Raw genomic sequence first — 15,191 nt, forward strand, 5'->3', positions numbered from 1 at the left:
ATGCTTGTGTTACCACGCTGATTCGTTCCTTTCGTTTTGGAAGAGGTCGTAATGTGGGTCAAACATCACCGGCCAGGAACAGGACGACTTCGATGTCCTGAAGCACCGTGGCCGACAGGTGGCCGTTCTCGAGCAGAGCCGTGGGGGTATAGCCCGTCGCGAGGTTGAAACCGATGTCGACCGGGAAAGCGCCGTCCCCGAGGGGGACGGGGGTGTCGAAGGCGACCAGCACGCCCCCGTGCGCACCGGGGGAGAACTCGAAGGGCGGCGCCTCGCCGAGCGAGAGGGTGATGTATCGGTTCCGGGACGTGGTCGTCGTGCCGTCCGGGACCAGCAGCCGCAGGAAGAAGCCCGCCACCTGCGACCGCGCCACGTTGGGGAGCCCCAGGCCGGTCAGCCGGAGGGCGAGCGTCTGTGTGTCGTCCTCGATGGGCCCGGTCATGAACAGGTGCCAGGCGCCGGCGTCCTGCTGCGCCGCCCGCGTCGTCGAGCTCCATTTGCGCCGGTGGAGCCGTGGCAGGTCCGCCACGGCCGAGCGGAACGCGGCGCCGCCGTCCACGGCCGTGTACTTCAGCTCGATGACGACGTCCGCTACGGAGGAGAGGTCGATCGGGTTGTTCGCCGGCGGCATGGACAGCTGCCAGTTCGACACCGCGCCGGTCTGCTCGAAGGGCAGCAGCAGCGGGTCGTCGTGGTCGACCTGGAAGACTCCGCTGTCCCCCTGGCCGAGCGAGACGGTGATGCTCTGATTGGCGCGGACATTGTGCTCGATCTTGTGCGCGCCGACGTCCACGTCCTCGCCGAGCAGGAACCGCACGGCCTGGAGGTCGGGTTCGAGCAGCACGCGGTTGGCCGTCTGGGTCAACGTGGCGTGCACGTTCTCATACGGGCCCACGAGGGCGGGGATCGAGACGGAGAGCGTCTTGATGCGCCGCAGGAAATGGCCGGGGAAGTCGGCGTCGAAAAGAGCCTCGTCGAAGCTGAACGTGGCTTCGCCCGTGCGGATGAACCGCAGGAAGGCGACCGGGTCGATACCGGCGAGCGAGATCGTCTTGGTGATCTCGAAGGTGCGCGTCATCCCGGTCACGTAGCTGGATTCGAGCTGGTCGAGCGCCAGCATCAGCGACTCGCCGGCCGTGAGTCCCCGGCGCAGATCGTCCCAGGTGCCCGCGTTGACGAACGTCGTATCCGTACGGAACTCGTACTGCAGCGCGCGCTGGGCCATGCGGGCGAGGTCGAGCGCCAGCGTGTAGGACTGGAAGTATGTGGTGGACAGTCGGCCGGCCATCCACGCGTACAGCGCCTCGTTCGTGAACTTCGTGCGGTAGAAGTCGCCGACCGCGGCGTTCTGCCGGGCCTGCGTCGCGACCAGGTCGAGCTCGTTCTGGGCGATCGTCTTGTCCGTCGCGTTGGCGGCGAGTTGAGCGTCGAATTGGGCGACGTCGAAGTCGGCCAGCGACTTCTGCAGTTCCCAGTCCTCGGACCGCCTCGTGTACTGCCCGGACAGGCCCAACACCTCGGCGCCGACGCCCATGAACTGGTTGAGGCTGTCCAGCGCTGCCGACGCCTGCTCGAGGTTGTTCCCCAGTTGCTGGCCGCCGTAGGTCATCGCGAACGGCGATCCCGCCTGCGGTACGGCGTAGGCGATGGCCGACGCCGACCGCACGACCGTCGCCGCTCCCTGGGAGGCCATCCCCGTCATGAGATAGGCGATCTGGGCGATCTCGGCCGCGTTGTAGCCGGCGCCGATGAGATCGTCGTAGTACTCGCTGCGGTAGGCCGCGCTGTCGCGCGCCTCCTGGATCGCCGCCCGCTGCTTGTCGACGAGGTCGAGCTGCTGCCGGCGAATGGCGCTCGTCAGGTCGAGGACGCGGCCCTCCTGCGTCACCTGGAGGGTGGCCAGCGCCTCCGCGTCCTTGCGTTCGAGGGCGGACAGCAGCGACGAGCCGAGCCGGATGACGTCCTCGGTCAGCGTCTTGGCGTACTCGATGAGCCGGGAGAATCGGAAGAGCGGGATCGGGCCGCCCGCCAGGCCGGTGCCGCCGCCCACCGCGCCCTCGGCGCCGTACCTCGCCACCAGGCCGTGGACGTCGATGGGCGGTGCGAACAGCGCGAGGGCGCGCTTGACGCCGTCGATGTCGAGGCAGTGCCGGATCTTGTACAGCCGGTCGTCGACACGATCCCAGTAGCCGGTCAGCTCCGCGTTCTCCGGTACGCAGAAGTACGCGTTGATGTCGTTGATCGGGGCGTCGGCGTAGCGCAGGCCCTCGCCGCTCGCCGGGACGAGTGAACTGTTCTCGAGCTCGAGCAGGAACTGCGGGATCTCGCGCGGGTAACGCGCGGCGATGTCGTCGAACGACTGCGGCGGCCGCGGGGGCGGGTCGCCCACCACCTCGGGCCGGCGGCCGAGCAGTCGCGAGGCGAGGACGTACAGGTCCGTCGCCTGGGCCACGGACTCGCGCGTGAACCGGCGGAAGAGCGCGTCGCCCCACTCGATCAGGTTGTCGACGTACTTGAGGACCGTGGCCTTCGCGTAGGCGGAGATGCGCAGCCGCGCGATGGCGTCCGGGTCGAAGGGGTCGTCGTTGTAGGCCGTGATCTCGAACCGGTTCTGCAGGATCTCGCGCAGCCCAGGCAGCGTCATCCCCTCACGGAACGGGCGGAACCGCCAGTAGCGGGTCTCGCCGTCGTCCCCGTTCGAGGGCTGCGCCTGCGGGTTGTAGATGTGCTCGTACCAGCGCTTGGCGTCGGCGAAGCTCTGATTCGACTTGAGCTGCTCGGCCACCAGCAAGGGCAGGTGGAAGAAAACCTCCCAGAAGTACGCGCCGTACGCGCCGTCGAAGTCCATGAGTGGTGGCGGCAGGTGGTCCGCGTCCACCGCGGACGGCGGTGTGTCGCTGCTCGGCACCTGGTAGAAACGCGAGAACGGCGGCTCGGGCAGCGACTGCGAACCGAGTGAGAGCAGGAGGTCGAAGCCGCCGGCCAGCAGCCGCGCCTTGAGCGCGGGGACGACGCCCGTCGTGAGGCGGCTGAAACGGTACTCGGCGTCGCCGAGCGGTGCGTCGGCGGTCGTGTACGGCCCGAACTCCACGAGCATGTCGGACTCGGCGGCCGGCTGCAGGAAGGGGCGTACGAACGTGGACGGCGCGACGGTACGCGCCTTCACGTCGTCGCACGCGATCCAGAAGGACTGCCCTGCGGCGTTGAACAGATACCAGCCGATCTGGTTGCCGTAGCCGTACAATGACGAGTCGCTGCCGAGGTGATAGGCCAGTGCGCGATCCCCCGGATTTCCCATCGTGGCTTGGTTCTGCGTCGTCCCGGGCGTGCTGTTGCCCCAGTAGAGCGCGATGAGCGGCCGGTCCTCTTCGCGGACGAAGAGGACGTCGTTCTCGCGGTCCAGCGCGGCCCGCATCGGCGTCGTGGTGTTCGCCACCTCGGTCTTCGCGCCCGGCGCGAAAAGACGCACCGTCTGCTGGTCGAGCGCCTGGCCGAGCAGCAGCGTCGGCTGGCCGGTCACGTCTCCCGGCACGTCTCCGAACGATCTCTTGACGCTGCTCGCGAGCGTCAGCGCGGAATAAAGCCCAGCGTTGAACTGATTCAGGCGGCCGATGAACGGGTCGTCTCCGGGGTTGCTCTTGTGCCCGTCGTTGCCGGGCTTCGGCAGTTCGGACTTCACGTCCAGGTTCGGCCCGTAGAACACCATCAGCCGCTCGTCGCCCCGGTTGCGCGGGATGGCCGTGTACTTCAGCTCCGCCGCGATCGTGTACGGGACCGTCTTCTTGCCGCCCGATACCGAGAACGGTTTGGTCACCATCAGCGTGGTATCGCTCTGGATCTTGTAGACGGAACGCCGCTGGCCGTCCGCGATGATGTCGTCCCCGGCCGCCAGCTCGGTCGTGAAATGCGTTCCCTCCCCGGAGACGTTGCTGATGCCGTCGAAGATCGTGATCTGGCCGGTACCCGTTTTGCCGCTCGAGACCGTCCAGGGGCGGTCCACGATGAGCGATGTCGCGCTGAGAACAGTCACGACCGTGCGGGTGTCCTCGCCCACCTGCATTCCGTCGCCCACGGTGAAATCGCGCTCGAATCGCGTTTCCGAGTTTCCGATGACCTGCGGGAACCCCGCGGTGATCTGGACCCGCCCCGGCCCGGTAAAGGGGGGGAACGAGGAGAGGTGCTCGTCGCGTGGGATGACCTTGAACGGCGCCTTCTGCGCCTGCACCGTGAACGGCGGGTCGACCAGGAGTTGCTGGCTCGGCACCGTCACGTTCACCACCCGGCGGGTCTCGCCGCCCACCCAGATGGAGTCTCCCGCCTTCACCTGCCGTTCGAGCACGGTGTCGGTTCCCTTGGCGGCGTTGAAGCCCGCGATGAACGAAAGGGTGCCGGCCGCAGGCAGCCCGCGGGGAATCCGCTGGGCGTACGGCCGGGTCCAATAGGCTTGCGTCCTCCCGTACGCCTTCGCGACCAGCGGGTCGGACACCGGCCCGTAGGAGTTGGGCATGGCCCGGATCGCCAGCGGCTCCTCCAACTCCTGCGAGGAGACCCACGTACCCGTGGCGCCGCGGAACGTGTAGCGCAGCGTGGCCGTCCAGCTCGACTCGGTCTCCGTCGCGGCACCGCCCCCGTCCGTGGGTGTGACGCGCGAGCTCTTGGTCGGTTCGACGTCGTTCCAGAAGAGGAACAGCCGGTCGAACGCCACGACCGGGGTCACCTCCGGCGCTTCGATCGTCGCGTCGACCTTCCACCACGGCTCCCAGACGGTCGACTCGCCGGCGGAACCGTCCGCCGCCTTGGCGTCCGCCAGCAGACTGCGGGTGAAAGTGCGGACATAGTAGGTGTACGGCGTTGTGTTCGTACGGGCTACGACATACGACTGCTGGTCGATCTGACCGCCCTCTCGCACATCGTCCTCGACCTTGTACGCGCCGACGTGCTCCAGTTCCGCGAGCCCTTCGAACGCGTGGAAGTAGTTGGTCACCGACTGCGCGACCCGCTCCTCGTCGAGACGTCCCTGCAGCAGTTCGTCGATGAGCGAGCGGAACTCCGGCGTGGCGCCCTTGCGGAGCGACGGCTCGATGTAGTTCTCCGGGTACAGGAAGACCCGCCGGTTGGCCTCCCACATCCGGTAGGTGGAGATCCAGTCCCACCACTTCTCCCGGATCTTCTCCGCCGACGCCCCCGCCTCGAGTCCGAGACGCACGCGCTGCATGTACATCTGGATGGACGTGATGCCCTGCGCGATGGGCGACGTCGTGTCGCAGCCGGACGTCTCGACGTCGATCAGTAGATAGTCGAAGAGGTCTGCCGGAGTCCGGATCTCCGGCCGCGTCTCGCCCAGCACCACGATCGCGTAACCGAGCAGCGCATCGCGTGTCGCGGCGGCCAGCTCGCGTGCGAGCCCGTCCGCGATCGGCGCCGCCACCTCCCCGAAGTGCGTGGGGACGAGCGCGAGCGCCTCTGCGGCGGTCGACAGATACGCCGCCCACACGGCGTCGTCGCCGGCCCCGCCGTCCAGGCTCGGCAGCCGTGCCGCCTCCGCGATCCGCCCGAGGAAGGCCGCGTCCGCAGACAGGTCGGCCGCGGTGGCGAACGGCACCTGGAGGCGGAGCAGACCCGGGAACGTGGAGATACCCGTCCAGCCGATCCGCGCCTCGTCCAGCCGGTGGCCGATGATCTCGACCTGCCGCGGATCCCACCCGGTCAGCGTCGACAGGGAGGCACGCTTGCCGTCGTCGCCGACGACGGAGGTCCAGACGTCCAGATAGGAGACGAGTGACGCCGCATCCGTACCGACCTTCCCGGCGAACACCGGGATGTCCGACAGCAGCCGCAGCGAAGCGAGCGTGCGGTCTCCACCATCATGGAGCCCGAAGTGGTCGGGCCGCCGCGCGACCCCCGCGAGCGCGGCGTCGTCCAGTCCCGCCTTCGCCCGCGCCAGCGCGGCCCTGTTGAGATCCTCGACGAGGGCGACGACATCGCCCGGGACCGTGCCGCCGGTCGGCGGCGTCAGCAGGCCCGGCAGGTCGTCGACGAGCGTGAACCGCCCGGTGGCGAGCGGCAGCAGCCGGCCGAGCCGAGTCGGCGGCACGGCCAGCAGCGACCCGAGCGCCTGCGCGGCGTAGACCGGCTGCGCGATCCGCGCCCAGGCGAGCACGTCGCGCACCATGCCGATGCGCGTCGCGGTCGACTCCAGCGAGGCGCGTACCTCCGCGACCTTCCGGGTCGCGTCGGCGTCCGGGACGAGCACCACGACGCAGCCGTTGTACACCGAGTCTTCGGGCAGGGCGCTCTCCGCCAGCGTGATCGAGTCCCGCGTTCCGCCGCGTGCGCTGCCGCTCGTGAGGACCCGATCCACCTGATACCCGGTCGCGTCCGTCGGCACCGCCCGCCAGGAAGGGGCCACGGTCGCCGTACGGGTGGAACCGTCGTAGGCGACCACGCGGCCGCGCTCGTCCTGGCCCGGGCCGTTCGTCAGCCGGATGTGGTCGCCGACGTACGCGCCGTCGGCACTCGATGCGGAGCCGTCGAGTCGAATCGTCGCCCCGGTGCCGCCCTTGGCGGTTCCCGTCGCGAGGATCCGACGCACCTCGTACGTGGAGAAGGCGTCGGGCACGTCCGGCCATGTGCCGTCGATCGTCGCCACCCGGCGGGAGCCGTCGTAGGCCCGCACGGTCGCCCGCTGCCCCGTCCCCGGGCCCTCGAACAGGCCGGGCAGCGGTGTCCGTGCCGAATAGTCGGCGCTGAGCAGCGCCACGCCGTCGACGGCCGTCGGTTCGAGGACCGGCGGCCGCATCGCGACCAGCGCGTCGTACACGGCTCGTGACTGCGCGGCCCCGATGTCGCCGCGCACGAAGCCGTCGGCCTGGACCGGCGCCAGGCCCGCCAGCTCAGTGAACGAGATGCGCCGGGCGGTGGCCTCCAGGACCTCCGAGACGATCGCCCGCTTGGCGTCCGTCCCCTCGATCCCCGAGAACAGTCCGGGCAGGCCGGTGCCCGGCGTGTAGTCCCACGTGAGCGTGCTCGTGTCCGCGTTCAACGCGGCCAGGTACGGCGGCCGCTGCCCGCGCAGCTCCGCCACCGCCGCATGCGCCTGGTCGGCGTCGATCCCGCCCCGCACGAAGCGGCTCGTCTCGATCGGGAAGCGCGCCGCCGCGGCCGTGAAGCGGTCGCGCGCCGGCAGCACGACGCCGCGGCCGTCGATGAAGCCGTCTGCCCGGAGCGCCGAGACGAGCCGCGCCGCGTCCTCCGGTGTGCAGCCCGCCTGTTCCAGCGTCCCGGCGGTCAGCAGCGTGCCCGCCCCATCGCGGGCGATGGTCGTGACGTCCGCCGGGAGGACGGCCGGGTCGTAGCTCAGCCGCAGGTAGCGGCTACGCGTGCCAGTGAGCACGTAATCGAGCTCGTACACCGTGAGGTTGATCCGCGACAGCCAGGTGGACACCTGCACGATCGTCTCGAGCTGCGCGAGCCCGTCCTCGGGGGTCGGCGGTACGACCGGCAGCTTCAGGAGCCGGAGCAGGGTCAGGAACGCGTCGGTCGTCAGCCGGGTCCACGCGGCCAGCGTCGCCAGACGCCAGAGCACGGTCAGGTTCTCGAGCGTGAGCAGGACGACCGCGTCCTCGCCCCCGCCGACATGGGCACCGAGCAGCCGGAGGTCGGCGACCCGCAGGCGCAGCGCGGCCGACAACCGGTTCGCGACGTCGGGCAGCGCCGTGACCACGTACGCGGACGAAGTGTCGGGAACGGTCGACCACGCAGCGTACAGGGTGACGACGTGGGACGCCCCGTCGTACGCCTTCACGACGGCCTGCTGCCCCGCCCCCGTGCCGGACGTGATGCGCACGGCCAGGCCGACGTACGCGCCGTCGTCGCTCGACGCGCCCTGCGCCAGGGTCACGGTCGTCTCGGTGGCCGCGACGACGGTCCCCTTGTCGGCGTACCAGTCGTCTCCCGCCCCCACTGCCCACGCGAGCGGGCGCGCCGGGTCGAACGGGATCGGCGGGCCCGGGGCGTACGGGTCCGCGCCGCGGCGCACCGACGCCGCGTTGAAGATCTCGTCGAACGGGTCGGCCAGCGCGCTCGCGCTCTCCCGGCCGATCGTCTTCAGCGGGTAGGCGAACGCGGCGGCGCGCACGAGCGGCAGGCCGACCGCTTCGGCGAGCCGCCGCAGGCTCGCGATGCGCAGCACGAGCCCGGTCGTGATTTCGGCGCCCGCCGGATCGGGCCCGTCCTGGACGATCAGCCAGTCCAGGACGTCGATGGGGACGTCGATCGCCCGCGACAACCGCAGCAGCCGACTCAGCCGATCGAGTCGCTTGGCGGAGAGCCCGACGATGCGCCATACCGGATCGGCCTCGTCCCCGCCCGTGTTCGACGAGACCTCGAGGTTCGGCGACTCGCCCGTGGCGTTGATCCAGAGCAGGTCCCCGACCGTTCCCCGCTCCTCGGGGCTCAGCCGTTGCCCGAACAGGGCGGCCAGGTCGTCGAAGGCGGCGATGCCCGCACGGTCGCGGAACATTCGCACGGTCGTCAGATCCTGGAGCGGGTAGATCGTGTAGGGCGAGTCCATGGCGTCGGCGGACCACGCCACGTCGACCTTGACCGTGGCCTGGTCGACGATCTCCGTGACGGTGCGGATCTGGGACCCGTCCGTCAGGCCGAACTGCTGGCCCACCCGCAGGACTTCGCCGAGCCGCCCTTCCGCGCCGGCCGCGCTCGTGCCCGCGGCCCGGACGGTGATCGAACCCGGACCGCGCGCCGGCAGGTGCTCGGCGAGCCCCGCGAGCCCGTACTCCGCCGCGACGTCGGCATCTGCGGTACGCGGAGTGGTGACGAACCGAACGGTCTCGGGCGACAGGCCGAGCGCGGCGGCCGCGAGAGCGGACGAGTCCAGCACCGGCCGTTCGGGGTCCCGCGCGAGCAGTGCCGCCGCGCCCGTCACCAAGGGCGTGCCCAGACGTGCGAGCGCGCTCGTCAACTGCGTCCGAGGCTCGTTATAGGGGACGTTGAACGGGAAGACGGCGGTCGCCAGTTCACGAACGACGCCCGGCCCGAGGTTCTGCTTGAGCACATCGTTGACCAGCACCACGTAGGGCAGAGTGGAGTTGGTGTTGTCGCACGTGAGCGGAAGCGAGAACAGATCCGGCCGGCGCTCGCGCAACTTGTACTCCGGCGGAATGCCCGGGCTCTCCTTCGTGATGTAGCGCTCGGTAATCCGCAACAGGTCGAAGAAGTAGGCCGCGGGGCCGAAGATCGATCCACACTCTTCGCACGCGACGTAGTTGAGCCCCCCGAACAATTCCTGGTAGCCGGGAATGCTTTCGACGTAGTCAGTCAACGCAGAATCGACCACATTGCCGTGGACGGCCTGGAAATAGGGCGAGGCGATATCGCGCACGTTCGCCGCGGCGTGGCGGACGGCGGCTCGCACCTGGACGGCGCGGCGGTGCGTCTCCCGGGCCAGCCGCCGGTCCCCGCCGAACGCGTCGGTATGCTCGCCGACGAATCCGGACTCCGGGATCTCGGCGATGTGGTGCGCGGACGTCAGGCCGCGCGCCGCCAGCCGCGCCACGGCGCGATGCGGCAGGTGCCCGGCCACGCGGGCGACGGGATCCGAGAGCGGGACGAGCCGGGCCAGCCGCTGGGCCGCCTTGAGCGACTCCACGTCCGCATCGGAAACGGACGTCGTCTCAACGAACCGCGCGTGCAGCTCCGGATCGTGAAAGTCGACGTGCAGCAGTTTCGCCAGATCGTGCTGTGAAAACAGGTTCTCGAAATAGTCGACGTCCTGAGCCGTGTCTGCCTGAACCATGCCCTCGGCACTCCTTCCGACCCTTACAGCATCGTCCGCCGATGATCAGCGATTCGCCCATGCGCGGTCGTTTTTTGGTCACGATGCATCCCGCTCGGCCAGGCCGGGAACATCTCCAGGGCAAACGAACCTCGACCTAACCAGAGTTATTGGGTGATGGCGGTCGGGTAAGTCGACGGACCGCTGGTGTGGGCGTATGCCGGTGACATGGCCAGATACCCCCGGGGCGGCGGGATGACCGCCGTCGGCCGCGACGAGGAGGCCATCGAGGTGTGGAAAGAGCAGGTGTGGCCGCACGTGGAAACACCGCGGCGGACCTGGGCGCCTGGATCTGCTTCGAATTGCGCCGTGAGGCGCTGTGGTTCGAGTGGAGGTGAGAGACCTTCGCCGTTTGTTCTGTCGTAGCAGGACAGCGGAGCTGAGGGCAGCCTGATCCGGGTGGTGCCGGGGAGGGCGGGAGCGGCCCTGACAAAGCCGGGACGTGTCAGTACTGCCAGATGGTGCGGGTCCGGCAAGCGGGACGGAGAGGAGTACGCGAGGAACCGGCGTCGTTACGTCTCTTAAAGAAGACACCGGCTCGAACCTGGTGGATCTGGGCCGGAAGCGGTGCGCACCCACCCCGCTGTGGGCGGTGGGGAACTCCTTGGCCGGTCTTTCGAAGCCGTCCGGGAGGCCACGAGGAAGGACTACGGCGTACTCGTGGTGAGGCCGCAGGGACACAGCCGGGCTCCTGCTCCGACGAGCGAATCGCAGTGAACACGGGAACCATCCGGTCGCGGTTCCCCGCTGGTGGGCCACCAGTCCACCGGTGGGGATAGGCGCACCGACCGCCGAACGGGCCGGATGGGGCGGAGCCGCCGTAGTACTCCGAGCCGGGGAGAGCCCGGAGCATGGGGAAGGGCGGCAGCGGTATCGAGAAGGGAAGGACGCTGCAATGCCGAAAGATGCACCGCTGAACAGCGGCGCTCTGCCGGAAGAGGCCCCGTCGGGGCCGTCCCGGCGGGTATCGGAGATGCAGGCCAAGCTTCACCGTTGGGCGGCGGCTGATCCAGGCCGCCGGTTCGATGATCTGTTCAATCTCGTGCATGACCCGGCGACGCTGATCGTGGCGTTCGACCGGGTCGCCGGCAACCGGGGTGCCAGGACGCCTGGCGTGGACGGTCTGACGGCCGCCGACGTGGAAGAGCTGATCGGTGTTCCCGGGTTCCTGGAGGACCTGCGTGCCCAGCTCAAGGCGGGTGCGTTCCGTGCGCTTCCGGTGCGGGAGAAGCAGATTCCCAAGCCGGGAGGGGCGGGAAAGGTTCGGCGGCTAGGGATTCCCGTGGTCGCCGACCGGGTCGTCCAGGCCGCGCTGAAGCTGGTGCTGGAACCGATCTTCGAGGCCGATTTCAAACCGGTCTCCTATGGGTTTCGGCCCAAGCGGCGAGCTCAGGACGCGATTGCTGAGATCCACTACTTCGGCACCCACCGCTATCGCTGGGTGCTGGACGCCGACATCGCGGCGTGCTTCGACGAGATCGATCACGCCGCTTTGATGGACCGCGTCCGGAAGAGGATCAAGGACAAGCGGGTACTGGCGCTGGTCAAGGAGTTCTTGAAAGCCGGGCTGATGACTGAGCTCGGCGAACTGCAGGACACCTTTACCGGGACGCCGCAAGGGGGCATCTTGTCCCCGTTGCTGGCCAACATCGCTTTGTCGGTGCTCGATGAGCATCTGCACCGGGCATGGGAGCCGGGCGGGGAACTGTCCACCGGCGGCAAGCGCGAATGGCGCCGGGCCAAGGGCCTGCCGTCGTGGCGGCTCGTCCGCTATGCGGACGATTTCGTCGTGCTGGTCAACGGGACCAGGCAGGACACCGAGGCACTGCGCGAGATGGTCGCTGGGGTGCTCGCACCGATGGGGTTGCGGCTGTCACCGGCCAAGACCCGGGTGGTGCATCTGGGCGAGGGCGTCGACTTCTTGGGGTTCCGCATCCAGTGGCGCCGCAAGCACGGGACGGACAAGTGGTATGTCTACACCTTCATCGGTGACCGGCCGCTCCGGTCGCTGAAGGCGAAGATCCGTCACCTCACCCACAGAACGTCGCAGCAAGACCTGGCCGTGGTGCTTATCAATCTCAACAGAGCCACGGTCGGATGGGCCCACTACTTCAGGCACGCCGTCGCAAAGCACGTCTTCACCACGATCGACACCCTCGTCTGGTGGCGTGTGGTCAACATGCTGCGCGAACGGCATCACTGGAGCTGGAAGGACGTCCGCAGACGGTTCACCACCCCCAACGGGCGGTGGCTGCCGATCACAGCGGGCGAGATCGAGCTGCGGAAGATCAGCAAGATACCGGTCACCCGGTATCGCTACCGAGGCAGCAAGATCCCCAACCCCTGGGTCCCCGAGAACGCTTGACGGCAGAGACCGTGGAGAGCCCGTTGCCCAGTAATGGGCACGGCGGGTTCGGCGAGAGGTCCGGGGAAACGGGCCGGGAGCAATCCCGGCACCGCGCCCCGGGCCTACTCAGCGACGAGGCCGGCCAAGGGCTCAGGCCGCCCAAAGGACGCTCCTGGAGCCGCCGGGGACACCGCCCGCAGGTGAGGGTGCACGGCGGTGAGCACGGTTCGCGGGTCTCAATCGCCGGGATGGTCTGCTTCCGGCCCGGCCACCGATCCAGGTTGATCTACCGCTACCGCCGCCGCAAAGACGAACGCGCCGGCTTCGCCCCCGCCGAGTACACACGCATGCTCCAAGCCGCCCACCAGCAGCTTCCGGGAGTCTTGCCCTTGGCACGCGTTGGGTAGTTACCCTGTAGCGCTACGTGGTAGCTTGGCGGGGAACACAATCCGCTTATCGGCTACTCGCTCGTGAGCGACCTGGGTTTTCGCAGGTCAGTACAGCGCTCAGACGTTGTGACCTGAAAAGCGGAAGGTCGGCGGTTCGACCCCGCCCCTGCCCACCTACAAGCCTCTGACCAGCACAAATACGGTCAGAGGCGCTTTAGTTTCCGGCCCCGAAGCGGCCTCAAGCGGATGTACACCGCTCGAACACCTTCCGCCTATCGGCACACCAAATCCAATGCCATCCGCTGGCTCGATCTCCACGACCGCCACGCTCACGCCAGTAACGCGCGACGACACGACAAGGACCGCTCAGCGGCATGAGAGTGCGTTCGGTCGGTCAGTGTCTTGGTCGGTGAGTTGCTTCGCGAGTTCGGCTACCAGCTTCTTGAACGCGATCATGAGGTAGGGCTCTGCGGTGATCTCCTCGACCTCCGTCCGGTCCGCCGGCGCATCCAGATAAGACACCCGGCCAGTCCTTCAGGACTCAGAATCGCTTTGCCTGCCGTCTTGTCCTTCCAAGCGGTCTAGTTCGGTAAGGAGCTGACGCAAGAGGGCACGGGCGGTCGCGGCGCCGTCCTGCGGGAGAGCCTGGGCGAGGGTGCTGTTGACCGTTTCGGCACGAGCCGTGAGTTTGCTCAGGGCCTCGCGGCCGTGTGCGGACAGGGCCAGCAGGGGAGAACCACGGTGGTCCGGGTTGGTTTCGTAGACCGCGTGCTTGAGCGTGACGAGGTCGTTGGCGACGCGCTGCACATTCTGCCGGCTCACTCCCAGGCGCCGGGCCGCCTGCGGCACGGTCAGCGGCGTTTCGGACACCACACTCAGAACTTGCCAGCGCGCTTGGGTCAACCCCTCGGTATGGGCGGTGCGTTCACCAAGGCGACGTAGTGCTCCGGCCGTCTCGAACACGTCGGCGGTCAGCAGCGCGATCTCGTCGGACATCTCCACCCTTTGACAACATATTGGCATGATGGCAACCTAATGTCAGTCTACTCGGGTGTCGGACGGAAGGAAACGCCATGACGAAGATCGATCTGTACCGCAACGTTCACATGGGCCAGCGGCAACGCCTGTTCACCCTGGCGATCGAGCTGGGTTCCGCGGACGCCGACGACACCCCCGAACTCTCCGTGCTGACCGGCCGCTGCCTGGACATGACGCGAGAGCTACGCGAGCACGCCGAACACGAGGACTCCTTCATCCACCCACTGCTGCGCGAACAAGCGCCGGCGGCCGCCAAGGCTCTCGACACCGAGCACGAACACCTCGAGATCGCGCTGGACGATCTGGACGCACAAGCCCGCCATCTGACCGACGTTCCACCCGAACAGCGAGACCAGGCCCAGCACCGCGTATACCTGGCGCTGAACGGACTGATCTCCGCCTACCTGACCCATCTGGACACCGAGGAGACGATCGCGATGCCCGCCTTACATGAACGATGCAGCGACAAGGAACTACAGCGCGTTATGCACGACTTCCAGGCGTCCCGGACGCCTGAGCAGCAGATGACGGATCTGCAGCGAATGCTGCCCGCACTACCCCCGGCCTCTCGGGCATCCATCGCCCGCCAAGTCCTCGGGGCCGGTCCCGCAACGGAGGCCAGGCACACGCTAAACCAGCTCACCGCCGCCCTCGCCCCGGCCGACCGAACCCGGCTCTATGACGACATCGATACCCCTCAAGCTTGAGCCGGCTGCCCGCTCATCGGCACGTCCGGAAGCTGGTTCAAGATCGGTGGCGGGCATCCGGTCGGCGGCAGAAGAGGATGGATCGCCGGGTGGTGTCATTCGACACGGGCGCGATAGCCTCCGCTGGTGCCGATTGCGACGCTCGACCTGCTTGACGGGTGTATGGACTGGGCGGGTGGCGTCGTGGCGGGGATCCGGGTGGAGCAACGCGACGCGGCCACGCCGTGTCCGGAGTTCACCGTCGAGGGTCTCATAGCGCATCTCATCGACGGTCTTACCTGGTACGGCCAGCTGCCCGCCGGCGGACCGACGGACCCTCGAGAGGCTACCGGCCCCGACCTGCGGCGAGTCCCCTACGCCGACGCCTTCGACGCGGCGCGATCCACGACCGGCCGTACCTGGACACCGGTCCACCTGGCCGACACCTACGCGCTGCCGTTCGGTGAGACCAGCGGTACCGGCATTACCGAGTACATGATCGTAGAGACGCTCGGCCATGGCTGGGACCTGGCGGTCGCGGCCGGTCAGCCGATCAACGTGGCCCCAGACCTCGCCGAAGCGGCACTGACCACGGCACACGGCCTGGGCGAACAGACCCTTCGGGCAGAAGGCATGATGGCCGACGCGGCGACTGTTCCGGCACACGCACCGGCGATCAGCAGGTTCGTCGCCTTCCTCGGCCGACAGCCCCCGTCCTGGACGACGCCCCGCTGATCGCGGCTCGCCGCGCCGACTTCTATCTGCCCGGACGTCACGTGCTCCGGCACACTCATCTCGGCAGAAGAGGACGCTCCCTCAAGGCGTCTTGAGCGGCGATCACGAGCGATTCCTCGCAGGTGGCCGGGGTCAGCCGGCAT

Annotated in this window: 6 protein-coding genes and 1 tRNA gene; 4 read left to right on the forward strand and 3 right to left on the reverse strand. The window is 68.4% G+C overall.

Annotated elements, in window-relative coordinates; all coding sequences use genetic code 11:
• Positions 1–58: 58 nt before the first annotated feature.
• Positions 59–9,814, reverse strand: a complete 9,756-nt coding sequence (locus tag E1285_RS08465; RefSeq protein WP_132149835.1) for a neuraminidase-like domain-containing protein — start codon at positions 9,812–9,814, stop codon at positions 59–61.
• A 934-nt stretch (positions 9,815–10,748) separates the two neighbouring features.
• Here E1285_RS08465 and ltrA point away from each other — a divergent pair.
• Positions 10,749–12,218 (forward strand): group II intron reverse transcriptase/maturase, encoded by a 1,470-nt coding sequence (ltrA, locus tag E1285_RS08470; RefSeq protein ID WP_132149837.1) that lies wholly within the window; start codon positions 10,749–10,751, stop codon positions 12,216–12,218.
• 406 nt (positions 12,219–12,624) lie between these two features.
• Positions 12,625–12,762 (forward strand) — tRNA-Ser (locus E1285_RS45420).
• Positions 12,763–12,955: 193 nt separating this feature from the next.
• Here E1285_RS45420 and E1285_RS45425 read toward each other — a convergent pair.
• Both E1285_RS45425 and E1285_RS08475 read right to left on the reverse strand, forming a co-directional pair.
• Entirely contained in the window at positions 12,956–13,111 is a 156-nt protein-coding gene (locus tag E1285_RS45425) for a hypothetical protein (RefSeq protein WP_165966516.1), read from the reverse strand.
• A gap of 12 nt (positions 13,112–13,123) precedes the next feature.
• The gene (locus E1285_RS08475; protein ID WP_132149839.1) at positions 13,124–13,585 is read right to left on the reverse strand and encodes a MarR family transcriptional regulator; all 462 of its coding nucleotides are present in this window, start codon (positions 13,583–13,585) and stop codon (positions 13,124–13,126) included.
• A 77-nt stretch (positions 13,586–13,662) separates the two neighbouring features.
• On the opposite strand from E1285_RS08475, the gene E1285_RS08480 reads away from it, so the two are divergent.
• Entirely contained in the window at positions 13,663–14,334 is a 672-nt protein-coding gene (locus tag E1285_RS08480; protein ID WP_132149841.1) for a hemerythrin domain-containing protein, read from the forward strand.
• A 126-nt stretch (positions 14,335–14,460) separates the two neighbouring features.
• A complete protein-coding gene (locus E1285_RS08485; protein ID WP_132149843.1) occupies positions 14,461–15,048 on the forward strand; it encodes a TIGR03086 family metal-binding protein in 588 nt (195 codons plus the stop codon).
• Positions 15,049–15,191: the final 143 nt, after the last annotated feature.

Source organism: Actinomadura sp. 7K507 (genome assembly GCF_004348425.1).
Taxonomy (GTDB): Bacteria; Actinomycetota; Actinomycetes; order Streptosporangiales; family Streptosporangiaceae; genus Spirillospora.